At 71.3% G+C, this 22,942-nt stretch carries 22 protein-coding genes; 8 read left to right on the top strand and 14 right to left on the bottom strand.

Annotation, left to right across the window (positions count from 1 at the left end):
- Positions 1-15: 15 nt before the first annotated feature.
- The 3 genes from ACTOQ2_RS15420 (at position 16) to ACTOQ2_RS15410 (ending at position 2,463) form a co-directional block, all read left to right on the top strand.
- Entirely contained in the window at positions 16-528 is a 513-nt protein-coding gene (locus ACTOQ2_RS15420) for an RNA polymerase sigma factor (RefSeq protein ID WP_440100473.1), read from the top strand.
- On the top strand, positions 528-1,415 hold the full coding sequence (locus tag ACTOQ2_RS15415; protein ID WP_440100256.1) for a hypothetical protein: 888 nt from the start codon (positions 528-530) through the stop codon (positions 1,413-1,415). Before ACTOQ2_RS15420 ends, ACTOQ2_RS15415 begins: the two co-directional genes overlap by 1 nt.
- A gap of 154 nt (positions 1,416-1,569) precedes the next feature.
- Complete coding sequence (locus tag ACTOQ2_RS15410) at positions 1,570-2,463, top strand: aldo/keto reductase (protein WP_440100255.1); 894 nt, start codon at positions 1,570-1,572, stop codon at positions 2,461-2,463.
- 21 nt (positions 2,464-2,484) lie between these two features.
- Here the strand turns inward: ACTOQ2_RS15410 and ACTOQ2_RS15405 are convergent, their stop codons facing one another.
- From ACTOQ2_RS15405 to ACTOQ2_RS15380, 6 genes are all read right to left on the bottom strand, one after another.
- Positions 2,485-3,075 (bottom strand): dihydrofolate reductase family protein, encoded by a 591-nt coding sequence (locus ACTOQ2_RS15405; protein WP_440100254.1) that lies wholly within the window; start codon positions 3,073-3,075, stop codon positions 2,485-2,487.
- Between the two features lie 66 nt (positions 3,076-3,141).
- The gene (locus tag ACTOQ2_RS15400) at positions 3,142-3,876 is read right to left on the bottom strand and encodes an SRPBCC family protein (RefSeq protein ID WP_440100253.1); all 735 of its coding nucleotides are present in this window, start codon (positions 3,874-3,876) and stop codon (positions 3,142-3,144) included.
- Positions 3,873-4,460: an ArsR/SmtB family transcription factor gene (locus ACTOQ2_RS15395; protein ID WP_440100252.1), complete on the bottom strand. Its 588-nt coding sequence runs from the start codon at positions 4,458-4,460 to the stop codon at positions 3,873-3,875. Before ACTOQ2_RS15395 ends, ACTOQ2_RS15400 begins: the two co-directional genes overlap by 4 nt.
- Before the next feature lie 409 nt (positions 4,461-4,869).
- The gene (locus tag ACTOQ2_RS15390; protein ID WP_389916749.1) at positions 4,870-5,142 is read right to left on the bottom strand and encodes a GlsB/YeaQ/YmgE family stress response membrane protein; all 273 of its coding nucleotides are present in this window, start codon (positions 5,140-5,142) and stop codon (positions 4,870-4,872) included.
- A 261-nt stretch (positions 5,143-5,403) separates the two neighbouring features.
- On the bottom strand, positions 5,404-6,981 hold the full coding sequence (locus ACTOQ2_RS15385) for an SPFH domain-containing protein (RefSeq protein ID WP_440100251.1): 1,578 nt from the start codon (positions 6,979-6,981) through the stop codon (positions 5,404-5,406).
- A 115-nt stretch (positions 6,982-7,096) separates the two neighbouring features.
- Positions 7,097-7,297, bottom strand: a complete 201-nt coding sequence (locus ACTOQ2_RS15380; protein ID WP_362689711.1) for a hypothetical protein — start codon at positions 7,295-7,297, stop codon at positions 7,097-7,099.
- Positions 7,298-7,798: 501 nt separating this feature from the next.
- On the opposite strand from ACTOQ2_RS15380, the gene ACTOQ2_RS15375 reads away from it, so the two are divergent.
- On the top strand, positions 7,799-9,820 hold the full coding sequence (locus ACTOQ2_RS15375; protein WP_440100250.1) for an NAD(P)-binding protein: 2,022 nt from the start codon (positions 7,799-7,801) through the stop codon (positions 9,818-9,820).
- A 189-nt stretch (positions 9,821-10,009) separates the two neighbouring features.
- Here ACTOQ2_RS15375 and ACTOQ2_RS15370 read toward each other — a convergent pair whose 3' ends face one another.
- Together ACTOQ2_RS15370 and ACTOQ2_RS15365 are read right to left on the bottom strand one after the other, a co-directional pair.
- Entirely contained in the window at positions 10,010-11,038 is a 1,029-nt protein-coding gene (locus ACTOQ2_RS15370) for an acyltransferase family protein (RefSeq protein ID WP_440100249.1), read from the bottom strand.
- Positions 11,039-11,242: 204 nt separating this feature from the next.
- Positions 11,243-12,049 carry an SDR family NAD(P)-dependent oxidoreductase gene (locus ACTOQ2_RS15365; RefSeq protein ID WP_440100248.1) on the bottom strand — a complete coding sequence of 269 codons (807 nt, stop codon included), beginning with the start codon at positions 12,047-12,049 and terminating at the stop codon, positions 11,243-11,245.
- Between the two features lie 119 nt (positions 12,050-12,168).
- Between ACTOQ2_RS15365 and ACTOQ2_RS15360 the strand changes: the two genes are divergently transcribed.
- From ACTOQ2_RS15360 to ACTOQ2_RS15345, 4 genes are all read left to right on the top strand, one after another.
- Positions 12,169-14,736 carry a nitrate- and nitrite sensing domain-containing protein gene (locus ACTOQ2_RS15360; RefSeq protein ID WP_440100247.1) on the top strand — a complete coding sequence of 856 codons (2,568 nt, stop codon included), beginning with the start codon at positions 12,169-12,171 and terminating at the stop codon, positions 14,734-14,736.
- Entirely contained in the window at positions 14,733-15,140 is a 408-nt protein-coding gene (locus tag ACTOQ2_RS15355) for a roadblock/LC7 domain-containing protein (protein ID WP_440067665.1), read from the top strand. Before ACTOQ2_RS15360 ends, ACTOQ2_RS15355 begins: the two co-directional genes overlap by 4 nt.
- Positions 15,141-15,225: 85 nt before the next feature.
- On the top strand, positions 15,226-15,573 hold the full coding sequence (locus tag ACTOQ2_RS15350; protein WP_362689693.1) for a DUF742 domain-containing protein: 348 nt from the start codon (positions 15,226-15,228) through the stop codon (positions 15,571-15,573).
- The gene (locus ACTOQ2_RS15345; protein WP_440100246.1) at positions 15,554-16,129 is read left to right on the top strand and encodes a GTP-binding protein; all 576 of its coding nucleotides are present in this window, start codon (positions 15,554-15,556) and stop codon (positions 16,127-16,129) included. Before ACTOQ2_RS15350 ends, ACTOQ2_RS15345 begins: the two co-directional genes overlap by 20 nt.
- A 159-nt stretch (positions 16,130-16,288) precedes the next feature.
- Here ACTOQ2_RS15345 and ACTOQ2_RS15340 read toward each other — a convergent pair whose 3' ends face one another.
- From ACTOQ2_RS15340 to xylA, 6 genes are all read right to left on the bottom strand, one after another.
- Positions 16,289-16,660 carry a DUF742 domain-containing protein gene (locus tag ACTOQ2_RS15340; protein ID WP_440100245.1) on the bottom strand — a complete coding sequence of 124 codons (372 nt, stop codon included), beginning with the start codon at positions 16,658-16,660 and terminating at the stop codon, positions 16,289-16,291.
- Entirely contained in the window at positions 16,657-17,046 is a 390-nt protein-coding gene (locus ACTOQ2_RS15335; protein ID WP_344745811.1) for a roadblock/LC7 domain-containing protein, read from the bottom strand. Before ACTOQ2_RS15335 ends, ACTOQ2_RS15340 begins: the two co-directional genes overlap by 4 nt.
- A gap of 174 nt (positions 17,047-17,220) precedes the next feature.
- A complete protein-coding gene (locus ACTOQ2_RS15330) occupies positions 17,221-19,449 on the bottom strand; it encodes a sensor histidine kinase (protein ID WP_440100244.1) in 2,229 nt (742 codons plus the stop codon).
- 141 nt (positions 19,450-19,590) lie between these two features.
- Positions 19,591-20,250 (bottom strand): DUF998 domain-containing protein, encoded by a 660-nt coding sequence (locus ACTOQ2_RS15325; protein ID WP_440100243.1) that lies wholly within the window; start codon positions 20,248-20,250, stop codon positions 19,591-19,593.
- Positions 20,251-20,379: 129 nt separating this feature from the next.
- Entirely contained in the window at positions 20,380-21,765 is a 1,386-nt protein-coding gene (gene xylB / locus ACTOQ2_RS15320) for a xylulokinase (protein ID WP_440100242.1), read from the bottom strand.
- On the bottom strand, positions 21,762-22,913 hold the full coding sequence (gene xylA / locus ACTOQ2_RS15315) for a xylose isomerase (protein ID WP_440067653.1): 1,152 nt from the start codon (positions 22,911-22,913) through the stop codon (positions 21,762-21,764). The genes xylB and xylA overlap by 4 nt, the downstream gene beginning before the upstream one ends.
- Between the last annotated feature and the right edge of the window lie 29 nt (positions 22,914-22,942).

Genomic DNA, 22,942 nt, shown 5'->3' with positions numbered 1-22,942 from the left:
CAGCGTTTTGAGGAGATGTACATGGCCAACTACCAAGCCGTGATGAGCTACGTACGGCGCCGGACCGATTCGCCCGACGACGCCGCCGACGCGATCGCCGAGACGTTCGCGACCGCCTGGCGCAGGGTCGGCGAGATCCCTCCGGCGGACGAGGCCAGGCTGTGGTTGTACGGCGTGGCGCGGCGGGTGCTGGCGAACCAGCGCCGGGGGGAGAAGCGGCAGGGCGCGCTCGCCGTACGGCTGCGCGCGGAGCTGACCGTGCTGGCCGAGTCGGCGCTGGAGCGGGACCCGGACGCGGTCCGCGCGGCGTTCGGGCGGCTGTCGCCCGACGACCGTGAGGTGTTGTCACTCGCGGGTTGGGAGGGGTTGGGTGCGACGGAGATCGCGGTCGTGCTCGGCTGCTCCCGGCCCTCCGCACGGGTACGGCTGCACCGGGCGCGCAAACGCCTGGCCAAGGAGCTCGCCTCAGCCGGTCTCGACCTGGCCCGGTACGGCTCGCGCGCCGTGAACCTGCTGGAGGTGAAGTGATGAGGCACCGGATCGACCGCATCGTCGCCGACATCGGCCCCGGCCCCGGCCCGGGTCTGACCGCCGGGGCGCTGGAACTGCTGGACGAGCTGACCGCCACCCCCTGTGAGCCCGCCACCGTCACCCGGCGATTCTCCCGGGGACCGCTCCGCCCGCGCACGGCCGCCCTGCTGGTCACCGGGTCCGCCGCCGCCGTCATGATGGTCGGTGGGCTGCTGCCGGGCGGTCTGGGCGTGACCCCCAGCCAGGCCGACGCGCTGGACATCAAGCGGCAGGGAGCCTTCTACGTCGTCACCGTCAAGGACCTGTTCGCCGACCCGAAACTGTACGAGACCCAGCTCCGCGAGCGCGGCCTCGACATCCGGCTGCGGGTCAAACCGGTGCCTCCGGCCGTCGAGGGCGGCATCTTCACCTGGGACGCCAGGATGGACGGCCGGAGCATGGAGGAGATCGAGCGCAGCGAGGAGTACGTCTCCGCGATCCGGAAACCGGGAGCCTGCGCCGTTCAGTGGGAGTGCCCGATCGGGCTGAAGGTCCCCGTCGACTTCACCGGGTCGGCGACCGTGACGCTCGGGCGCAAGGCCAACCGGGGTGAGCGGTACACCGTACTGCGCCCGCTCCAGGAGGTCGGCGAGCCCCTGCACTGCGTGCCCTTCCTCGGCAGGTCCGTGGATCTCGTGCGCGGGCTGTTGCGGGAACGCGGGGTGACCGTGGGCACGTACTTCGACGGCAAGGACTTCCACTCCTCGGTGCCCGGCACCTGGTACGTGCAGGAGGGCCACATGAGCGAGCCGGGCAAGGCCACCCTGTTCGTCACGCCCACGCTCAAGCGGCCCGAGGTGCCCGGCCCGAGCATGGCCGGCGCCCCCTGCCCGCAACCTTCCTGACCCCTCGGACGGAGCGGCGCGTTGTCGACCTCGTGAACAGGGGCCTCGAGGAGCCTTCGCGATCGCCTCGCTCCGAAGATGTCCGGATTCACAAGGATCCGCGCCCGCTGGGCGGCGTTCCTGGGCGGTTGGGCGGTGGTGGCAGACTTCGTCCATGAAACCGGAGAGCATCACGGCGGCGGTGGCGGGTACGTGGGAGCTCGGCGACCTGGTCGTCAACCGGATCGGATTCGGCGCGATGCGGCTGACGGCGAACGCCGACGGCACCCCGAGCGACCGTGACCGGGCGATCGGCGTGCTGCGCCGCGCGGTCGAGCTCGGGGTGAACCACATCGACACCGCCGCGTTCTACTTCTCGCCGCTGCGTTCCGCCAACGAGCTGATCAACCGGGCGTTGGCCCCGTACCCGGATGATCTGGTCATCACCACGAAGGTCGGGCCGGGCAAGGACCCTTCGGGGGCGTGGCTGCCCCTGGCCAGGCCGGAGCAGTTGCGCGGCCAGGTCGAGGAGAACCTCCGCCAGCTCGGCCGCGACCATCTCGACGTGGTGAACCTGCGCGTCCACGGCCCCGACTCGATCGCCGAGCGCTTCGGCGCGCTGGCCGAGCTGCGCGACGCCGGGCTCATCCGCCACCTGGGCATTTCCAACGTCAGGCCCAAGCACCTCGCCGAGGCCCTGGCCATCGCCCCGGTGGTCTGCGTGCAGAACAGGTACGGTCTCGGCGCGAGCCCCGAGCGCCGGGATTTCCTGCGCGCCTGCGGCGAGCAGGGCATCGCGTTCGTGCCGTTCTTCGCGATCGCCGGGGACGGGCGCGAGGCGGGCGCGAGCGGCACCGAGAACGACGAGGTGCTCGCCGTCGCGCGCGCCCACGGGGCGACGCCCGCGCAGGTCCGGCTGGCGTGGACGCTGCGGCACGGGCCGCACGTGCTGGCCATCCCGGGCACCGGCGACCCCGACCACCTGGTCGCCAACGTGGCCGCCGGTGCGCTGCGGCTCTCGGCGGACGAGGTCGCCCGCCTCGAGAGGGCGACCCCGGTCACCTTCTGATCTCCGGGACGTCCTGGAGATTCAGCCGGCCGTCCGGTAGACGCACACGTTCACGCCCGCGGCGCTGGTGACCGTGGAGACCAGTTCGAGCGTGCGCAGGCCACCGTCGTCGGGGAAGATCGACTTTCCGCCGCCGAGCATCACCGGCATGACCGTGAGCCGGAGCTCGTCGACCAGGCCCTCGCTCAGGAGGGTGCGGGCGAGGGTGGGGCTTCCCATGACCACCAGGTCGCCGCCGTCGGTCTCGCGCAGCTTCCGGATGTGGGCGACGGCCTCGTCACCGGGGATGCGGGTGGTGTTGTTCCACGTGAGCTCGTCGTCGCCCAGCGTCCGGGACACGACGTACTTGGGGATGGCGTTCATCCGGTCGGCGAACGGGTCACCGGCCCGCTCGGGCCACGCCGAGGCCATGGTCTGCCATGTGCGGCGCCCGAACAGCAACGCCTCGGCCCCGCTCATCGCGTCGTCGAAGGCACCGCCGACCACTTCCGGGTCGAAGAACGGGGCCGACCAGCCGCCGTGGGCGAAGCCGCCGTCGGTGTCCTCCTGGGGTCCGCCCGGAGCCTGCACGACGCCGTCCAGGCTCATGAACTCGATGATCACGATACGCATGGGATTCGCTCCTTGAGGGGGTGTATCGGGAAGGTGTGGCACTACCGCTCCGGACGAGCCGGCCGGTCAGGCGAAGTTCGCGGCCATCCAGGTGTCCCACGCGGCCTGCTCGTCGCGGCCCGCGAAGTTCTGGTGGCCGAGGACGAGGGCGTCGCCGCGGGCGTCGCCGGAGTAGATGAACCGGTACAGGCCCTCGTCCGTCCGGACGCCCAGGTTGACGGGCAGGTTCGCGTAGTAGACGACCCCGGCGGAGCCGTCGGGAAGCCTGACGTCGTCGCCCTCGCCGACGTCAGGCGTGACGCCCAGCGACTCCGTGACGATCTTCCAGACGGTGTCCGGGCCGCCCGCTCCGGGCCGGAAGGCCGCCGTGAGCGACGACGGGGTGCGGCCGGTGAAGTGGGTGAGGTACTGCCGGAGGGTCTCCAGGTAGATGGGCCAGCCGGCCTTCATCGCCTCGAACTCGGTCTCCCAGTCGTCACCGAGCATGCCGTGCTGCACGAGCCGCAGCACGGTCGTGCCGCCGCCGCGCCCCTCGACGAGATACTCCATCGCCATGAACCGGCCGTCGGGAGCCTCCGCGCCGCGGGTCGCCAGGCGGGTGCCGGGCTCGTAGGCGGTGATCGTGGCCTGCTGGGTGTGGCCCATCATCGTGAGGTGGGCCGGGCCGCCGGCGGACGTGCCGAGCTCGGTGCGTCCCATGAACCAGGAGTCGACGCCCGGCCCGGTCGCGATCGCGTCCCAGACCTGCTCGGGGGTGGCGGCGAGCTCGATCTCCTGGGTCAGCTCGAACGGGTGTGTCATCGGGTTTCCTTCACGCTCGGGTGAACGGCGACGACGATCCGGTGGTCGCGGCCTTTCTCGGCGGACTCGTCGTGGTACTTGGACACCAGGGCCGTGACCGCTCCGGCGAGCTCCTGGGCGAACGCGGCCCGGTCGGCGGCCGAGGCGAAGCGCACCTCGCCGTCGATCGCGAAGGTCGCGACGCGCTTGCGCGCCTTGGCGGCGCCGGTGATGAGCGCCCCGACGTCGCGGACCAGCCGGGCCGCGACGGCCAGCAGCCAGCTCGCCGACAGCTGGTCGGGGGAACGTGCCGGGTCGGGCTCGACCGACGCCAGCGCGGTCGGGGAGATCACGTAGGAGGCCGCGGTCGCGCGCATGATGCGCTCGTTGACGTTGCCCTTGCGCCGCTCCTCGATCATCTCGACGAGCCCGTGCGCCTCAAGCGTCTTCAAGTGGTAGTTGACCTTCTGGCGGGGCAGGCCGACCTTGGCGGCCAGCATGGTCGCGGAACCGGGCTCGCTCAGCTCGGCCAGCAGCCGGGCCCGGATGGGGTCCAGCGAGGCCTCGGCCGCTGCCGGGTCCTCGATCACGGCGATCTCCTGCATGACCACAGACTACGACCGACAAATTATGTTGTCAAGGAATTCTTATTTGCCGGTATCCGAGCCTGACCCGCCGCCGGCCTGGATCGTGCGGGCGCCACGAGCACCTGGGGATGATGTCCTGAAATTTTAGGAACCAGCGAGTTCGAGCGGACAGTACGTGTGTGGGGAAACGACTTGCGTGTCCTGACCGCGACGAGCTGGTGAACCCGACTGGCCGGACGGGTCACGCCGCCCGGCGACGCGTCGCCCGCCGGAGCCCGGGGCGGTGTCGCGTGTCCGGGCGGTACGGAGAACGACGACGGCCCCGTCCCGGAAGGATCCGGGACGGGGCCGTCGCAGGCGCCCAGGGTGGTGGTCTCCGGATTTCCTCGGGTTCTCCCCTCGGAAACCGGCCTCCCCGGGTCACGGGCTAGCGGACGCCTCGCCTGCCGTACAGGCTCACCGCCAGGATGACGCCGACTGCGGCCAGGGCGATCTGAATGATCAGCTCGATCCAGTCGATACCGGATGTGGCGGAGACCCCCAGGGCTCCGGCGATCACGGTACCGATGAGTGCGGCGACGATACCGATCACGATGGTCAGCCAGATCGGGATGCCCTGCTTGCCGGGCACGACGAGCCGACCCAGGGCACCGATGATGGCGCCGATAACAATGGCGGTGATGATGCCGGTGACTGTCATGTTCCACGCTCCCTGTCTGCTCAGCTGCCAGGCGTATGCCCTGGAAAAAAGGAACAACACATAACGGGGTGCCCCGAATTAGTGGCCACCGGTCACGAGTCCCTCGCGCGGAGGTCTCACGCCGGTCCTGACCCGCGACCGCACACGGGGGAAACCCGGTCTCACCTGCCCCGGAAGCCCCACCGCCCCCATCCGCCCTCCGGGAGACCCGACGGAGAAATCCGCCGGAGAAATCGGGAGGAGGGGGACGAGGACAGAGGATCAGGGGGCGAGGGTGGCGGGTTTTTCAGGGGGTGTGGCCCCTTTTTCCGAGCGTGTGGCTGCATCGGTCCCACCGGGTCCATCGGGAGCGACAGTACCTGAGGTGGCCGCGCCGGAGGCGGAGGTGCCAGGGGTGACGTTGACGGGGGCGGCGGTGTTCAGGAGGGAGCGGGCGAGTCCGAGGCCGGCGCCGCCGAGGGTGAGGGCCTTGGCGAGCATCTCCTCGACGCCCTGGGCGCCGTTGAGGACGACCATGTGGTCGACGTTGCCGAAGGCCTTCGCGCCCGCCTCGACGATCTGGGGCCACTTCTCGGCGAGCTGCTGGGCGATGACCGCCTCCTGGTTCTCGGCGAGGGCCTCGGCGCGGGCCCTGATCGCGTCGGCGGCGGCCAGGCCCTTCGCCCTGGCGGCGTCGGCCTCCGCGAGCCCCTGCGCCTTGGAGGCGTCGGCGGCGGCCAGGCCGCGGGCCCTGGCGGCCTCCGCCTCGCCGAAGCCGGTGACCTTCGTCGCCTCGGCGGTGGCGATACCGCGCAGCCGCACGGACTCCGCCTCGGCCGCGGCGGCCTGTTTGACCTGCGATGCCTGCGCGGCGGCGCGGAGCTCGGTCTCGCGCGCCTCGGCCTCGGCCTGGGCGATGCGGGCGTCGCGCTCGGCCCGGGAGACCGTCACGGTCTCGTACGCCCTGGCGTCCGCGGGTTTGCGGACCTGGGCCTGGAGCCGCTGCTCGGCCAGCGCGGCCTCGAGCTCGGCCGCGCGGGTCTCCTGGACGACGACCTCCTGCCGGGCGGACGCCTCGGAGAGCGGCCCCGCCTGGCGGGACCTGGCCTGGGCCTCGTCGATCTCGGCCTGGTAGACGGCCTGCTTGATCTGCGAGTCGCGCCACGCCGCGGCCTTGTTCGCGGCGGCGATCTGCTCGGCCTGGGTGGCCTCCTGGTCGCGCTGGGCCTCGGCGATGCGGGCCGCGGCGGCGATGCTGGCGGCGTGCGGCTTGCCGAGGTTGGTGATGTAGCCCGTCCCGTCCTCGATCTCCTGGATCTGCAGGGAGTCGACGATCAGACCGAGTCTGATCATCTCGTCGGCGGCCGAGGCGCGGGTCTCGCCCGTCAGCCGCTCGCGGTTGAGGATGAGGTCCTCGACGGTGAGGTTGCCGATGATCGAGCGCAGGTGACCGGTGAACAGTTCGTGGATGGCGCCGTTCATCGAGTCCTGCTGGTCCAGGAAGCGCCGGGCGGAGTTGGCGATCGAGTGCAGGTCGTCGCCGACCTTGTAGATCACGACGCCCCGTACGACCACCGGGATGCCCTGCTGGGTGACGCAGGAGACCTGGAGGTTGGCGGCGCGGCTGTCCAGGCGCAGGCGGCGCGCGGTCTGGAAACCGGGGAGCACGGAGGTGCCCTTGCCGGTGACGATCCTGAACCCGAGGCTGTCGGCGTCCGTGGAGTTACCCCGGGCGCCGAGACCGGAGATGATCAGCGCCTCGTTGGGCTCCGCCACCCGCCAGACGGTCTTGAACAACAGGATCATGACGAGAAGGGCGACAAGGGCTACGCCCCCTATGACGAGGTACTCCATGGGCATCTCGGCTTCCGCGGTGTGGGGGAGAGCAGGGGAGAGTGAGGGAGAGCGGGGAGATCGGGTTCGAGGGAGCGGGGGGTGGAGGGCTCGGGGAGCCGGGGGCGGGTCGCGAAAGGGGTCAGGGAAGCGCACGGGCGACGTAGATCGTGCGCGGCGGGAAAAACTCGACGACCACGACGATCGAGGACGGGGCGATCTCCTCGTCCGGGACCGTCGGATGGGCGTAGAACGCCTCGACGCCCCCGCGGACCGCCACCATCACCTCCCCGACCAGGCCGGGGCCGATCCTTCCGGTGACTCTTCCCTGCTTACCGATCACGCGATACTCCCCGTGGCATCCGTCAAAAGGGAAAAAGCGAATGCGGACGCCACCCCCCGGCATGCCACGCCTCACCACCCGGCGACAGGAGGCGCCGGATCCATCGCGAATCCCCTGGCTTGATTTTATACGGATAACGAGCCGACTGACCATAACGTTCCGGATTATCCGGTAATCCAGATGACACGCCTCCCCGCCCCGCGGAATCCCCGGTGAGCGACATCGAAAGGGCGCGGAGCAGCGGCAACGTGGTGAGATCGGCCCGAGGGTGGCGTGGGACGCGTACCGGGCCACTCGCGGCGCGGACGGCTTTTCCCGGATCGGATAAGCCCAGGCGACACCGAAGCCGCATCACCCCCTCTTCTCCTTTAATTCCCAGCTACCATGACATGACTCACATGTAGGAGATGTCACGACAGCGCGTTAATGGCCCGGGTAAAAACTTCCCGAAAACGCAGCGAGGCAGCCCCGCCGATCCATTCACATCGTGATGATCGCCCCATGACCGATCCTCACGAGATCAATCCCCGTAAGGCCCTGGAACTCGGCATGGACCGTCCCATCTCCCGTCGAGACTTCTTCGATGGGGTGATCGCGGCCACCGGGATCGCGGCGGTGTGCTCGCTGACCGGGGTCGGCGGTGGGGACGACGCCCCTCCCGCACCCCCGGAGATTCTGGAGCTTTCACCTGACATGTCCTATCCGCCGTCCCTCACGGGACTGCGCGGCGACACCGCGGAGGCGCTCAGCGTGCCCCACGCCCTTCGCGACCAGCGGTTCTGGCCGTACGCGGGCATGCCGGAGCCCACCGGCGAGCACTACGACCTGGTCGTGGTCGGCGCGGGGATCAGCGGCCTCAGCGCGGCCCACCGGTGGCTGGAGCGCGACCCCGCCGCGCGGATCCTGATCCTCGACAACCACGACGACATCGGCGGGCACGCCCTGCGCAACGAGTTCCGTCCGGCGGCCAGGAAGGGACCGCTGGTCGCGTACGGCGGCTCGCGGTCGATGGAGCACCCGTCGGCGTGGACCCCCGAGGGCAGGGACCTGCTCGCCAAGCTGGGCATCCACCCCGAGAGGCTCGGGGAACCCGCAGGCCGGGGACTGTACGCGAGCCTGGGGATGCACAACAGCGTCTTCTGCGACCGGGAGGCCTTCCCTGCCGGGAACGCGGAGAAGCTCGTCGTGCTCACGCCCGGCGAGGGCCCCGACCGATGGATCGCCGAGCTGCCCGTCGCGGAGCGGGCCAAAAAGGACCTGCTCATGCTGTACGGCGATGCGCCCGACTGGTTCCCCGGCCTGTCCGCCGAGGAGAAACAGGAGCGGCTGGCCCGGCTGACCTACTCGGGTTTCCTCAGGGACGTCTGCGGGGTCCACCCGGACGTGCTGGCGTTCGTCAGGACCATGCCGAGCGACGAGTGGGCCTACGGCTCCGACGCCTTCGGCGCGATCGACGCCTGGGGCCGCGCCGACGAGCACCGGTACGCGGGGTTCCAGGGGCTCGGGCTCGACAGGTCCAAGCCGTCCAGGTACAACTCCCCGACCGTGATCAAGGAGTGGGACGCGGGCGAACCGCGCGCCTGCCGCTTCCCCGAGGGCAACCAGGCGATCGTCCGGATGATGGCCGCCCGGATGATCCCCGGCTTCGCCACGGCCGCCGGCGTGAACGACATCACCACCGCGGGCTTCGACTACGGCGTGCTCGACCGGCCGGGCAACCGGGTCCGGGTGCGCCTGTCCAGCCCGGTGGTCTCGGCCGCCAACGACGGCCTCCCCGGCGCGGCCACCGGCGCCACGGTCGGTTACTTCGACGGCGAGCGGGTGCGGACCGTGCGGGCGGACGGTGTGATCCTGGCCTGCTGGAACTCGATGATCCCCTACCTGGTCGGCGACCTCCCGCCCGCGCAGCGGACGGCCCTGCGGCGGTCGGTCAAGGTGCCCCTGCTGTACGCGACGGTCCAGCTCCGCGACTGGCGGGCCTGGCGGGAGCTGGGGATCAGGCGCGCCCGGTTCACCGGCGCCCGCTGGTGCGTGGCCGAGCTCGACGACCCGGCCGACCTCGGCGGCTACCGGTGCCCGAGGAGGCCCGAGGAGCCGATCGCCGTGCACATGGTCAGCACCCCCGTCACCCCCGGCGTGTCCCCCGCGCACGGTTCGGTCGCCGGACGCTACGCCCTGATCGAGACGCCGTACGAGCACCTGGAGTACAGCATCCGCGACCAGCTCACCCGGCTGCTCGGCCCGGGGGGCTTCGACGCGGCCCGCGACATCGAGGCGATCACGGTCAACCGGTGGGGACATGGCTACGCGCCCGAGTACGCCACCCCGTGGGACCTCGACTTCTACCCCGACGGGCAGCCCCCGGCGGCCGTCGCCCGCAGGCCGCACGGCCGGATCGCGATCGCCAATTCCGACTCCGTTCCCGCCGCCCGCGCCGACGCGGCCGTCACCGCCGCCTACCGCGCGGTCGCGGAGCTCCAGAACGGGCCGTCGCGCCCCTCCGGCGGACCGATCCGGATCTGACCGGTCCCGGAGCCGGCCGCATCCCCTGGCGGACCGTTCCCGCTCCGGCCGCCACCCTCTGGCGATCCGCTCGGCCCGGCGAATCCGGCCGGGCCGGCTCTCTCGGCCCGGTGCCCCCGGCGGCCCGGCTCTCTCAGCCCGGTTCTCTCAGCCCGGTTCTCTCAGCCCGGTTTTCTCAGCCCGGTTCTCTCAGCCCGGTTTTCTCAGCCTGGTGAAGGCCCAGCTCATGCCGGGCTCGACCGCCCAGCGGGTGACGCGCCGCACCGGCGCCGTGCACAGCAGGGCGGCGAGTCCGACCCCGAAGAGCGCCACGCCCGCCACCCCCGGCACGGTCTGGGACCAGTCGCCGTAGAACCGCTCGGCCACCTTCACCACCAGGCCGTGGAGAAGGTAGGCGTACATGGTCGCCATGCCGAGCCCGGAGTACCAGGTGCGCCTGGACGGGGTGATCGCCAGGAACGCGGCGACGAGCAGCGTCCCCGCGGCCAGCATGCCCAGGCGGATCAGGCTGCCGGTGAGGTCGTCCACCCCGATCACGTCGTTGGCGTGCCGCCAGCGGATCCACTCGGTCTTCACGGAGGTGTGCACGGCGAGCGCCAGGGCCGCGCCGGCGACCAGGGTGACCGCGCCCGCGACCCGGACCCACCGCCTCCTGAGCCACTCGAAGTGCTCGGGCCGCAACATGAGCCCGAGCACGTAGAACGGGAGCAGGCCGAGGGTGCGGTTCATCGACAGCTCGTCGGGGAGCCTGCTCATCCCCGACAGCAGCGACAGACCGACCGCGACCACCAGCGGCCACCTCAGCTGTTGCCAGACCGGTGTGGACAGCCGCCACAGGAACAGCGACATCAGGAACCAGGTCAGGTAGTACGGGTCGAGGAGGCTGATGTCGAGCTTGCCGTACAGGAGGAGGCGGGGCAGCGAGTAGATCAGCTCGAAGATCACGTACGGGACGGCGAGGGTGCTGATCAGCTTGCGCGCCTTGCCGGACGAGAAGGTGAAATTTCGTGACAGGTAGCCGCTGAGCACGATGAACAGCGGCATATGGAACGTGTACACGAAGAAGTAGGCGGCGTGCGCGACCGGGACGTCCCGCAGGTCCTCGACCAGGTGGCCCGACACGACCAGGGTGATCGCCAGGAACTTGGCGTTGTCGAAGAACGGGTCCCTGCCCGCGGCGGCCGGGAGGACGACCCGCAGCGGGGTTGTGACGCTCACAGCCCCGGACGGTAACCGGACCCGCCCAACATCGGGCGAACGGCCGGTGACACGTGGGGAAATCCCCGCCGCGAACCGTGGCGCCGGACGCCCACGGACACCTGTGCGTCTCCGTGGGCCCCCGGCGCCGGCGCCGTCACCGCTCGTCTCCGTGGGCGTCCGGCGCCCGCGCCGTCACCTCTCGTCACCGCGCCGCGTGGACGGTCACGCGACGGCGGCGGCGCTCGCGTCCCAGAGGGCGCGGGCCAGCGCGGGGTCTCTCATTCCCCGGGGAACGGCCGCGGGGGCGCTCTTGGCGAAGTAGCGGCCCGGATGGGCTCCGCCGTCCGGGTGGGTGGCGAGGTGGACCAGGGTGCTCGCGCCCTCCTCGACGGTCTGGCCCATGCCGGGAACGTTCTTCACCATCCACATCATGAACGTCGACGGGGCGAACTCGGTCTTGATGACGCCGGGATGGAAGCAGGTCGCGGTCACTTCGGTGTCCCGGAGGCGCCGGGCCAGCTCCACCGTGAACAGGGCGTTCGCCTGCTTGGAGTCCCCGTACTGGAGCCAGCCGTTCCAGCGCCGCCGCTCGCGGTCGAGGTCGGACGGGTCCAGGCGCCCGGTCTTGCCCGCGCGGGAGGTGGTGGTGATCACCCGCCCCGAGACCCGTTCGAGCAGCAGGTTCGTCAGCAGGAAGGGGGCCAGGTGGTTGACCTGGATCATCGTCTCGTGGCCGTCGCGCGTGAGCGTGCGCTTGGTCGTCATGACGCCCGCGTTGTTGACGAGGATGTCGATCCGCTCGTAGCGGGACAGCAGTTCCGCCGCCAACCTTCGCACATCATCCAAAAGGGTGTAATCGCAGGTAAACGTATCCGGAAGTACTCCGGAGACCGCCTTCACCCTTTCCGCCACGCGCGCCGTCTTGTCGGGATTACGGCCGACCAGAACTACCTTCTGCCCGCGTCTCGCGAGCTCCACCGAGGCGGCCTCGCCAATTCCGGCACTAGCCCCGGTAATCACACTAATCATCGGATCCTCCACTGCGCAAAAACCTTATTCGGTGCTAGTCTCCTGTGCGATCTTCGGAGGCGTATCCATCCCTAAACCGGCACGAGCCTCCACACGCGCAGGGGTTGGGACGAGTGGACATGAGCTCTAGAAACCGCTCGATTCGGTTCAAGATTTTCTTGCTGTTGCTCCTGCCGCTGCTGTCGCTGAGCGCGTTGTGGGGCTTCGTACTCAACCTGACCGTCGGTGACGGGATCGCCCTGTTGAAGGCGAACGCCCTCTACCAGACGGTGGGCGTCACCTCCACCGAGCTGGGCCTTCAGCTCCAGGCCGAGCGGACGCAGTCGTCGGTGGCGATCAGCTCCCGGGTCCTCACGAGCGGGATGGGCGACCAGCGGATCCGTACCGACCGCGCGGTCGAGGAGTTCAGGAAAGCCGCCGTCAGCGATGATTCCGGAAGCCCGGAACTGAGCAACTCGCTGGACGAGCTGCTCCGCCAGCTCGACAAGCTCCCGAGCGTCCGCTCCGGCGTCGACAGCGGGCAGCACACGCGGCTGGACGTGCTGTCGAACTACAACCAGATCCTCGACGCGGTCTTCCTGGTGTACGACCAGATGGCCGCGGTGCCCGATTTCTCGATCTTCCAGCAGGCCGCGGCCATGCAGGGGATGGGCAACGCCCACGAGATGATCGCCAGGGAGAACGCGCTGATCAGCGGGGCGCTGATCGACTACCGGCTTTCCGAGGCGGAGCGCAAGGCCTTCGGCGAGTACGTCGCCACCCGGCGCTTCCTGCACGCCCGCGGCGCCGCCTCGCTGGACTCCGAGCTGGGCGCGCAGTACCGCGACACCTTCGCCTCCGCCGCCTTCGGGAAGTTCACCGACCTGGAGAAGGCCATCGTCGGATCGACCGGCGGCCGGCTGGCCTCCGAGGCGAGCTCGTGGAAGGCGACCACGAACTCGATCTCGAACTGGCTCGACCAGGTCAACCTCGCCGCCTCCAAGAAGCTGGCGGACCGGGCCCAGGACGTCGCCACCGGCGTCATGGTCCGGATCCTGATCGCCGGCGGCGTCGGCCTGATCGCGGTGGTCGCGTCGATCATCATCTCGGTCCGCTTCGGCCGCCGCCTGGCCACCGAGCTGGCCGGGCTCCGCTCGGCCGCCCTGGACCTGGCGGACGTGCGGCTCCCCCGCGTCGTGGAACGCCTGCGGCGCGGCGAGGACGTCGACGTGCGGGCCGAGGCGCCGCCGATCCAGGCGGGCGGCTCGACCGAGGTGCACGACGTGGCCCACGCGTTCGGCTCGGTGCAGCGCACCGCCGTGGAGGCCGCCGTCGGCCAGGCCAACCTTCGGCGCGGTGTCAGCCAGGTCTTCGTGAACCTGGCCCGGCGCAAGCAGAGCCTGCTCCACCGCCAGCTCACCCTGCTCGACAGCATGCAGCACCGGGCGACCGACCCCGACAGCCTCGAGGACCTGTTCCGGCTCGACCACCTGACCACCCGCATGCGGCGGCACGCCGAGGGCCTGATCATCCTGTCCGGCGCGGCGCCCGGCCGGACGTGGCGCAAGCCGGTTCCGGTGGTCGACGTGCTGCGGGCCGCGATCGCCGAGGTCGAGGACTACACCCGGGTCAACGTGGTGCCGGTGCCCGACGTCTCGCTCGACGGGGCCGCGGTCGCCGACATCACCCACCTGGTGGCCGAGCTGATCGAGAACGCGACGATCTTCTCGCCGCCGCAGACCGCGGTGACCGTGCGCGGCGACGTGGTGGCCAACGGGTTCGCCGTCGAGGTCGAGGACCGCGGCCTGGGCCTGAGCACCGCGGAGTACACGGCGATCAACGAGCGGCTGGCCAGCCCGCCGGAGTTCGACCTGGCCGACAGCGACCGGCTCGGCCTGTTCGTGGTGGGCCAGCTCGCCTCCCGGCACGGCATCCAGGTCATCCTGCGCGGCTCGCCGTACGGCGGCACCACGGCCATCGTCCTCATCCCCCGCTCGGTGATCGCCCAGCAGGACTCTCCGCTCGCCCTCACCGCGGAGCGAACGTCCTTCACCGCCGAGCGCGCCGCCGCGCGTCAGAAGGAAACGTTCGAGACCACCCCGCCGGGCACGTTCGCCCCTCCGGCCAACGGCAACGGCCTCCCGCGCAGGACGAGGCAGGCCTCCCAGAACCAGCCGGGCCACCCTCTCCAGCAGGACCAGCCGGACCAGCCCGGCGCCCCGTCCCTCAGCGTGGTGACCGACCTGCCCGCCCGTACCCCGTCCTCGGGTCAGGAGGGGCGGCCGCCCGCGCCCGCGGGCTGGGAGACGGGCTGGGACGCGGCGGCGCGTGAGGCTCCTCCCGGCGCGTCCTCCCCGGCACCGCCGCAGGGGGCGCCCCAGGCGCCCCGTGAGACCCACGAGACGCCTCGCGACGCCCAGGCCCGGGACAAGGGCGGCAACGGCGGCCCGACGCGCCAGACGGCCGTACAGCCCCCCACAGGGCCGGGCGGCCTGCCTCGCCGGGTCCGGCAGGCGAACCTGGCGCCTCAGCTCCGCCAGGAGTCCGAGCCGGCCGAGCCGGAGCCGAGGCCGGAGCCGAGCGAGGAGCGTTCGCCGGACGAGGTCCGCGCGCTGTTCTCCGCCTTCCAGGCGGGAGCGCGACGCGGGCGCGAGGAGCAGGACAATGACTTCGCGCACCATACGACAGGCGATAAGGGGGACAAATGACCGGCAAATTGACCAACACCGGCGAGCTGAACTGGCTCCTCGACGACCTGATCACCAGGGTGGGCGCGGTGCGCCAGGCGGTGATCCTTTCCACCGACGGGCTGGCCGTCGGATTCTCGAAGGGCCTCCTGCGCGAGGACGCCGAACATCTGTCCGCGGTCGCCGCCGGATTCCAGAGCCTGGCGCGCGGCGCGGGACGCCACTTCGGCGGTGGCGAGGTGCGCCAGACCATCGTGGAGATGGAGTCGGCGTTCCTGTTCGTCACCGCCGCGGGCCAGGGAACCTGCCTGGCCGTGCTGAGCAGTTCCGACGCCGACGTCGGCCACATCGCGTACGAGATGGCGATGCTGGTCAAGCGGGTCGGCCAGCACATCTCCACCAACCCGCGCCAGGGTCTCTCGTGAGCGAGGGAACGGGGGGCCGCGTCGGCCGCGTCAGCCGCGTCGTTGACGGACCGTTAGATCCCCGCGCCCGGTGCCGGAGGTCTGGATGACGAACTGGATGGACGAGGAGGCCGGACCGGTCGTCCGGCCGTACGCGCTCATCGGGGGTCGCACCCGCTCCTCCGGTGACAAGCTGGACCTGGTCGCGATGGTCACCTCGACTCGCGGCGCTCCGTCCGGGGGATTCGTCCCAGGCCCCGAACAGGAACGCATCCTCGCCATGGTCACCACTCCGACCTCGGTCGCCGACGTCGCCTCGGACCTCAACCTGCCGCTCGGCGTGGTCAGGGTCCTTCTCGGCGACCTGCAGGACCACAAGCTCATCTCGATCGGGCGCGCCTCCGCGAGCGAGCGCATTCTCAAGGAAGTGATCAATGGACTTCGGGCCCTCTGACGAACCCGTCGCCCTCAAGATTCTCATCGCGGGTGGCTTCGGGGTGGGCAAGACCACGCTGGTGGGCGCCATCAGCGAGATCCGGCCGCTCCGCACCGAGGAGATCCTCTCCGACCGCGGTATCGGCATCGACGACGTCGACGGCGTCGAGGGCAAGACCACCACCACGGTCGCGATGGACTTCGGCCGCATCACGATCAGGGAGGGCCTGGTCGTCTACCTGTTCGGCACGCCGGGCCAGGAGCGGTTCTGGTTCATGTGGGACGAGCTGTCCTACGGCGCGCTGGGTGCGGTGGTGCTCGCCGACACCCGGCGGCTCACCGACTGCTTCCCCTCGATCGACTACTTCGAGCAGCGCGGCACGCCGTTCATCGTGGCCGTCAACTGCTTCGACGGTGCCGAGCAGCACGAGGCGGAGGAAGTGCGCGTCGCCCTGGACCTCGACATGGACGTGCCGGTGCTGCTCTGCGACGTGCGACGCCGCGTCTCGGCGAAGACGGTGCTCGTGACGCTGGTGGAGCACTCCCTGAGGGTGCTGACGGCCAGCCAGAGCTAGAGGAGCGGGCCGGGGTACTCCCGGCCCCCGCCTGGGCCGGACACCGGCTCGGGCGCTACGGCCGGGAAGCGGGCGCGCCGGCCGGTGGGATCGCGAGCATGGGAGCAGCGCCCACGGCGCCCACGGCGCCCCTGCCCGCCGCCGGGGTCGCGGGAGGCGTCACAGCGCCCGCAGGCCGCTGATCAGCTCCTTCAGGAGGCTCTCCGGGGGTATGGAGGCGGCGGGGAGCGGCGACCGCACCTGGATCAGACCCTGGTCCAGCAGGTCGCCCAGGAGGACCTTGATCACGCCGACCGGCAGCCCCGCGTCCGAGGCGATCTCCACGATCGGGCGTGCCCGCCTGACCAGGTTGAGCAGCCGCCGGTGCTCGGAGCCCAGGTTCGCCCCGGGGCCGACCGGCGCTCCGGTCGCCATCGCCATCGCGAGCAGGTCGAACGAGGACGACGACGCCCGGGTACGCCCACTGGTCATCGCGTAGGGGCGGACAACGGGACCGGCCTCCTCGTCGACCCACTCGACGTCGTCTTTCATTGGCCGGCCACCCGTGGTCCGGTGGCCAGGTGCTGGCCGACGCGGGTGACCAGGCGGGCCATCTCGTAGGCGATCAGGCCCACGTCGGCGGCGCCGGTGGTCATGACCGACAGGCAGCTCCCCTGACCGGCGGAGGTGACGAAGAGGAACGCGGAGTCCATCTCCACCATCGTCTGGCGTACGGCACCGCCGCCGAACTGCAGGCTGGTGCCCTTGGCGAGGCTCTGGAAGCCGGAGGCGACCGCGGACAGGTGTTCGGCGTCCTCCTTGCTCAGCCCTCGGGACGAGGCCATCATCAGCCCGTCGTTGGACAGGATCAGCGCGTGCGAGACGTCCGCCACACTCGTGACGAAGTCATCCAGCAGCCAATACAGCTCACCCGGCACGTGGTTAAACCCCTTCCCCTCTGATGATCTCGCTGGTCGCCGGCCCCCACCGGCTCGGTGAATCCGTTCCCGCGAATCCGCTCCCACGGGCGTCGCCGGGCCGCGCGCACGGCCGCGGGCCGGGGCGCGGCGAACCCGGTCCCGGGGATCCGCGGCGGCGCACACGGTCCCGGCTCATCGCTTGGTACCGCCGTCCTCGTCGCCGCGCCCGCGCCGCCATCCGGACTGCAGGGAGCTCATCAGCGCCCTCGCCTCCTCGGGCGACCGTCCCCCGGCCTCGGCCTCGGGCGAGCGGGACTCCTGGGCCTGGCGCGGCGGCGGCATGTTCGCCTGCCGCACCCGGCGGGGCAGGCCGTCTCCACCGCGCCGCAGCGGCTTCCACAGGTCCGCGGGGATCGGGACCTCACCGGAGTCGCCCGGCCGGTCCACCCGCTCCACGAGGGTCTCCGCCCGCTGCTCCGCGGACTCGGGCCGGACGCTGATGACGGTGAGCACCGGCGGTTCCAGCGGCTGCTCGACGGGCTCGGGGTCTCCGAGCAGTTTCTCGGGAATGAGGACGACCACCCCGGTACCGCCGTACGGCGAGGCGCGCAGCACCACCTCGACCCCGTACCTGGCGGCCAGCAACCCGACCACGGCGAAGCCGAGCCGGTCGGTGTCGGCCGGGTCGAACTCCGGCGGGCTGGCCAGGCGCTCGTTGATCGCGGCGCGCTTGTCGTCGGTCAGCCCGAGTCCCCTGTCCTCGATCTCGACCGCGAAGCCCCGCCCGACGAGCTCGCCCCGGACCGAGACCTGGCTGCCCGGAGGGGAGAAGACGGTGGCGTTCTCGAGGATCTCGGCGAACAGGTGCATCATGTCGGCGACGGAGTTGCCGACCAGGGTGGTGCCGCCCGTCGGGTAGATCCGCACCCGGGCGTAGTCCTCGACCTGGGCGGCGGCCCCGCGCAGCACGTCCTCCATCGGCACCGACGAGCGCCACTTGCGGCCCGCCGCCCCGCCGGACAGGATCACCAGGCCCTCGGCGTGACGGCGCATGCGGGTGGTGAGATGGTCGAGCTTGAAGAGGTTCTCCAGCGCCGCGGGATCCTCCGCCTGCTTCTGCATGCCGTCGAGCATCTTGAGCTGGCGCTGCAGCAGCGACTGGCTCCGGCGGGCGAGGTTGCGGAAGGCCTGGGAGACGCCCTCGCGCAGCCTGGCCTGCTCGACGGCGGCGTCGACGGCGCTGCGCTGGACGCTGTTGAAGGCGTCGGCGACGTCGTGGATCTCGGCCGTGCTGCCCGTCGGCCTGAGCGCGGGCGCCTCGGCCTCCACGTCCACCGTGTCGCCGCGGCGCAGCTTCTCCATGACCCTCGGGAGCCGTACCTGCGCGAGCTCGGCGGCGGCCCGCCGCACGGCGGCGAGCTCCTTGGTGATCCCGCTGCCGACCCGGTAGGAGACCAGTATCGAGGCGACGACCGCGATGAGGCCGAGCACGCCGATCACACCGGCGCGGACGAAGACGCTGACGGCCGCGGGCGTGGCCTGCTCGATGAGCGCGGGGGCGACCGCCGTCAGGGACCGCTGGTAGACGGCGTCCAGCGCGTCACCGGCGGCGCGCCAGTCGGTGGAGCGCACCTCGGCGCCGGTCAGGATGTGGTTCTCCAGGGTGATGAAGCGGGCGTACGTCGAGGAGGCGATCATGTCCGAGAAGGGGGCGCGCAGCTCGGGATCAAGCTCGGGGAGCGCCTGTTCCATGAGGAAGATCCGGTTGGCGGAGAGCCGGGTGAACAGCCGCATCTCGCTCGGCGTCATCGGGCTCCTGAGCGCCAGCGAGCCCGCGGCGAGTGCCCGCTCGCGGCTGAGCAGGTCCATCGCATGGTTGATCGTCGTGATGGCGCGCGACTGGCGGTAGAGCGGGAGGTCGTTGCTGAGGCTCAGGGTGTTGAAGAGCCGGCGCAGGGCGTCCGGCAGCCGGGCGAACTCCTCGGAGAGGCCCACCGGGCCGATCCGCCCGGAGTCGACCCTGGCGCGGATCGCGTCGAGCGCGCCCACCTGACGCATCAGCTCGTCGTGGTGCGTCCTCATCTCCTCGGACATCGCCGCCTGCGCCGCGTCCCCGGTCGTCTGCCGGCGCAGCCGGGCGCGGGCCTGGTCGGTGACCGAGCGCTGCCCCACGAGGGTGTCGCGGTCCGCGTCCGAGCGGGTGGCCAGGTATTCGGCCGACAGGAGGTGCTCGCGCTGGACCGCGGTGCCGAGGTCTCCGGCGGGCTTGGCGACGGTGTCGTACAGCGTGCCGACGGAGAGCAGGCTCACCGAGTCGCCGACCGTCACGACCGTCGCGAAACCCCACAGTGCCACCAGTGAGGCGAGCGGGATGACCAGCAGCACCGAGACCTTGAAGCGGATGGATCTGCTCGCTGCCATGTCACCTCAACGGCTCGCTCTCGGAGCGCCGGGGGGAGCCCCGGACGATCTCTAGATCGCCGACGAGAATAGCACTGGCGGCTCCTGCTATTTGTAGCCTATTTGTGACATGTCATGAAAGAGTTTTCAAAAGTGAGTCCGTCAGCCGAGAGCGGCGCGTGAGGCTGGAGCGGTTCCCCGCGCCCATGTCAGTCTCGCGAGCCGGACGGCCAGCACTCCGAACAGTGCGACCTCGGTGCCGAGCAGGGTCCACTCGACGAGACCGGCGAGCACCCCGTCCCCGGGAAGCGTCACGTAGGTGAGCGCCAGCAGCCCGAAACCCCCGGCCAGCGTGAGCCACTCCAGCGGCCTGGCCACCGGCCGCCACCGCTCGTCCTCGCCGAACCGTGCCACCGTCAGGCCGCCCGCCGCGGGCACCGCGGCCAGCACGGCGATCGACACGTAGCGGTACGTCTGGGAGATCAGGTCCGTCCCCGTACCGGGAAGAGCCGCGGGCACCACCGCGAGCACGATGAGCCCCACGCCCCAGGCCAGCATCAGCCGCCCGGCCAGGACACCCACCGGCGCCCCCACGGCCCGCAGCCCGGCGACCACCGCGAAGGCCGCGATCCCCAGCGCCGCCATCGCGAGCCCGGTGGCTCCGGTGCGATCCAGCGCGGCGTACTCACTGATCGTCAGATCGAGCGGGTTCGCGTAGGGAACCGGGTCGGCCTGTCCGGCGGCCACGGCCACAACGGCCACGACGGCCACGACGAGCCCGGCACAGGCGATCAGGGGGTAGAGCCTCTTCGACGCGAGCATGCGCTAAGACTGTCCGCCGGAGGATGTTTCAGACATCCGGTGCCACCCCTGATCCAACCCTGAGCCGCCCCTGAGACGACCCGCCCCGGCGCGCGCCCCGGCGGGAGCGCGCGCCGGGGCGCCCGCGGCTCAGCGGAGGCCGCGCACCTCGGCGTAGCGGGCCCTGACCTCCGGTGCGGGATCGGCCTCGTAGTGCTCGACCTTGCCCGCCTCCCAGGCCGGCGGCTCGGCGTCGCCGCCGAGCAGCCAGGCCGCCTGCCTCGCCGCCCCGTCGGCGACGTACTCGCCGGGCTCGGGAACTACCACCGGCCGCCCGAAGACCGCGGGGGCGATCCGCCGTACGGCCTCCGACCTGGCGCCTCCCCCGATGAGCAGCACCCTGGCCGGGTCGAGCCCGAGTGCGTCGAAGGCGTCGGCGAGATGGCAGAGCATGCCCTCCACCGCCGCCCTGGCGAGGTGCGCCGGGGTGGAGGTGGCCAGCGTCAGCCCGTGCAGCGAGCCGGTGGCGTCGGGCAGGTTCGGGGTGCGCTCGCCCTCCAGGTACGGGACGTGGACGAGCCCTCCGGCCCCCGAGGGCGCCTCCAGGGCCAGCCTGCCGAGCTCGTCGAGGCCGACCCCGAGCATCCGCGCGGCGGCGTCGAGCACCCTGGCCGCGTTGAGCGTGGCCACCAGCGGGAGGAACCGCCCCGTGGCGTCCGCGAACCCGGCCACGGAACCGGTCGGGTCCGCGCTCGGGACGGCGGCGACCGCGAAGGCCGTCCCCGACGTCCCGATCGACACCACCACGTCCCCGGGCAGGGCGCCGACCCCGAGGGCCGCCGCCATGTTGTCGCCCGTACCCGGCGCGAGCCGCACCGCGCCCGCGCCGGAGACGCCGGCTGCGGGCCGCACCTCGCCCGCGGAGTCGCGGGGCCCCAGCACCTCGGGGAGCCCGGGTACGGCGCCGAAGGCCGTCTGGAGCAGGTCGGTCCGGTAGGCCCCGGTCGCGGGCGACCAGTACCCGGTGCCCGACGCGTCGCCCCTGTCGGTGACGAACTCCCCGCCCAGCCGCCAGGTGAGCCAGTCGTGCGGCAGGCACACCCTCGCCGTGCGACGGGCGGAGTCGGGCTCGTGCTCGGCCAGCCAGCGGAGCTTGGTCACCGTGAACGACGCGACCGGCACGCTGCCGACCGCCTCGGCCCAGACCTCGGGACCGCCCAGCTCCTTCACCAGGTCGGCGGCGGCTCCGGCGGAACGGGTGTCGTTCCACAGCAGCGCCTTCCTGACGACCTCGCCGGAGTCGTCCAGGCAGACCATGCCGTGCTGCTGCGCGCCGACGCTCATCGCCTCGACGCCGTCCAGCCCGCCCGCCTGCGCGATCGCCTCCTGGAGCGCCTCCCACCAGGCTCCGGGGTCGACCTCGGTGCCCTCGGGGTGGGTCGCGCGCCCCTGGCGGACCAGGGCGCCCGTACGGGCGTCCCTGATCACCACCTTGCAGCTCTGGGTCGACGAGTCGACCCCGGCCACCAGTGTCATCCGCGGACTCCGAGGAGGTGGTCCATGGCGAGCTGGTTGAGGCGCGTGAAGTGGAAGCCGCGCGCCGCCACCGCGTCGAGGTCGAACTCGTCGCGGTTCAGGTCGGCGATCGTCTCGCCGGGGGCGAGCGTGGGCTCGGAGAGCTCGGCGACCCTGCTCGCGGCGAGCGCCTCGGCGACCTCGGGGTCGGCGCGGAACGCCGCGACCTTCTCCTTCAGGATCAGGTACGTGCGCATGTTGGCCGCGGCGGAGACCCAGACGTCCTCGGAGTCCTCGGTGCGCAGCGGCTTGTAGTCGAAGTGCCTGGGGCCGTCGTAGCCGCCGTTCTCCAGCAGGTCGACCAGGAAGAAGGCGTTCTTCACGTCGCCGTGACCGAAGATCAGGTCCTGGTCGTAGCGGGGGCCGTGCTGGCCGTTCAGGTCGATGTGGAAGAGCTTGCCGTGCCAGAGCGCCTGCGCGATGCCGTGCGCGAAGTTGAGCCCGGCCATCTCCTCGTGGCCCACCTCGGGGTTGAGGCCGACGCGCTCGGAGTGCTCCAGCTCGTTGATGAACGCGAGCGCGTGACCGATGGTCGGGAGAAGGATGTCGCCCCGGGGCTCGTTCGGCTTGGGCTCGATGGCGAACCTGATGTCGTAGCCCTGCTCGATCACGTACGAGGTGAGCAGGTCCATGCCCTCCTTGTAGCGGCTGAGCGCGGCCCTGATGTCCTTGGCGGCCCCGGACTCCGCTCCCTCGCGCCCGCCCCAGCAGACGTAGGTGGTCGCGCCGAGCTCGGCGGCCAGGTCCACGTTGCGCATGACCTTGCGCAGCGCGTAGCGGCGGACGTCGCGGTCGTTGCTGGTGAACCCGCCGTCCTTGAAGACGGGGTGGGTGAACAGGTTCGTGGTGGCCATCGGGACCTTGAGCCCGGTCTCGGCCAGCGCCTTCTTGAAGTTGGCGATGGCCCTGTCACGGTCGGGCTCGACGGCGAGCAGGTCATCGTCGTGGAAGGTGACGCCGTACGCGCCGAGCTCGGCGAGCCGGTGGACGCTCTCCACCGGGTCCAGCGGGGCCCGCGAGGCGTCCCCGAAGGGGTCGCGGGCCTGCCAGCCGACGGTCCACAACCCGAAGGTGAAGCGGTCTTCGGGCTTGGGGGTGTAGGCGCTCATCTGCGTTCCTCCGATTTAATCCACTTTAT

This window comes from Streptosporangium sp. H16 (genome assembly GCF_051918855.1).
In the GTDB taxonomy this organism is placed as follows: Bacteria; Actinomycetota; Actinomycetes; order Streptosporangiales; family Streptosporangiaceae; genus Streptosporangium.
This window is presented reverse-complemented; position numbering and strand designations above follow the sequence as displayed.

What these genes read in the sequence shown, in the direction of transcription:
- ACTOQ2_RS15365 (WP_440100248.1), bottom strand. Translation starts at nt 12,049, where the DNA reads ATGATTAGTGTGATTACCGGGGCTAGTGCCGGAATTGGCGAGGCCGCC.
- ACTOQ2_RS15420 (WP_440100473.1), top strand. Translation starts at nt 16, where the DNA reads ATGTACATGGCCAACTACCAAGCCGTGATGAGCTACGTACGGCGCCGG.
- ACTOQ2_RS15405 (WP_440100254.1), bottom strand. Translation starts at nt 3,075, where the DNA reads ATGCGTATCGTGATCATCGAGTTCATGAGCCTGGACGGCGTCGTGCAG.
- ACTOQ2_RS15375 (WP_440100250.1), top strand. Translation starts at nt 7,799, where the DNA reads ATGACCGATCCTCACGAGATCAATCCCCGTAAGGCCCTGGAACTCGGC.
- xylB (WP_440100242.1), bottom strand. Translation starts at nt 21,765, where the DNA reads ATGACACTGGTGGCCGGGGTCGACTCGTCGACCCAGAGCTGCAAGGTG.
- ACTOQ2_RS15355 (WP_440067665.1), top strand. Translation starts at nt 14,733, where the DNA reads ATGACCGGCAAATTGACCAACACCGGCGAGCTGAACTGGCTCCTCGAC.
- ACTOQ2_RS15325 (WP_440100243.1), bottom strand. Translation starts at nt 20,250, where the DNA reads ATGCTCGCGTCGAAGAGGCTCTACCCCCTGATCGCCTGTGCCGGGCTC.
- ACTOQ2_RS15415 (WP_440100256.1), top strand. Translation starts at nt 528, where the DNA reads ATGAGGCACCGGATCGACCGCATCGTCGCCGACATCGGCCCCGGCCCC.
- ACTOQ2_RS15345 (WP_440100246.1), top strand. Translation starts at nt 15,554, where the DNA reads ATGGACTTCGGGCCCTCTGACGAACCCGTCGCCCTCAAGATTCTCATC.
- ACTOQ2_RS15340 (WP_440100245.1), bottom strand. Translation starts at nt 16,660, where the DNA reads ATGAAAGACGACGTCGAGTGGGTCGACGAGGAGGCCGGTCCCGTTGTC.
- ACTOQ2_RS15400 (WP_440100253.1), bottom strand. Translation starts at nt 3,876, where the DNA reads ATGACACACCCGTTCGAGCTGACCCAGGAGATCGAGCTCGCCGCCACC.
- xylA (WP_440067653.1), bottom strand. Translation starts at nt 22,913, where the DNA reads ATGAGCGCCTACACCCCCAAGCCCGAAGACCGCTTCACCTTCGGGTTG.
- ACTOQ2_RS15350 (WP_362689693.1), top strand. Translation starts at nt 15,226, where the DNA reads ATGACGAACTGGATGGACGAGGAGGCCGGACCGGTCGTCCGGCCGTAC.
- ACTOQ2_RS15330 (WP_440100244.1), bottom strand. Translation starts at nt 19,449, where the DNA reads ATGGCAGCGAGCAGATCCATCCGCTTCAAGGTCTCGGTGCTGCTGGTC.
- ACTOQ2_RS15395 (WP_440100252.1), bottom strand. Translation starts at nt 4,460, where the DNA reads ATGCAGGAGATCGCCGTGATCGAGGACCCGGCAGCGGCCGAGGCCTCG.
- ACTOQ2_RS15385 (WP_440100251.1), bottom strand. Translation starts at nt 6,981, where the DNA reads ATGCCCATGGAGTACCTCGTCATAGGGGGCGTAGCCCTTGTCGCCCTT.
- ACTOQ2_RS15360 (WP_440100247.1), top strand. Translation starts at nt 12,169, where the DNA reads ATGAGCTCTAGAAACCGCTCGATTCGGTTCAAGATTTTCTTGCTGTTG.
- ACTOQ2_RS15390 (WP_389916749.1), bottom strand. Translation starts at nt 5,142, where the DNA reads ATGACAGTCACCGGCATCATCACCGCCATTGTTATCGGCGCCATCATC.
- ACTOQ2_RS15410 (WP_440100255.1), top strand. Translation starts at nt 1,570, where the DNA reads ATGAAACCGGAGAGCATCACGGCGGCGGTGGCGGGTACGTGGGAGCTC.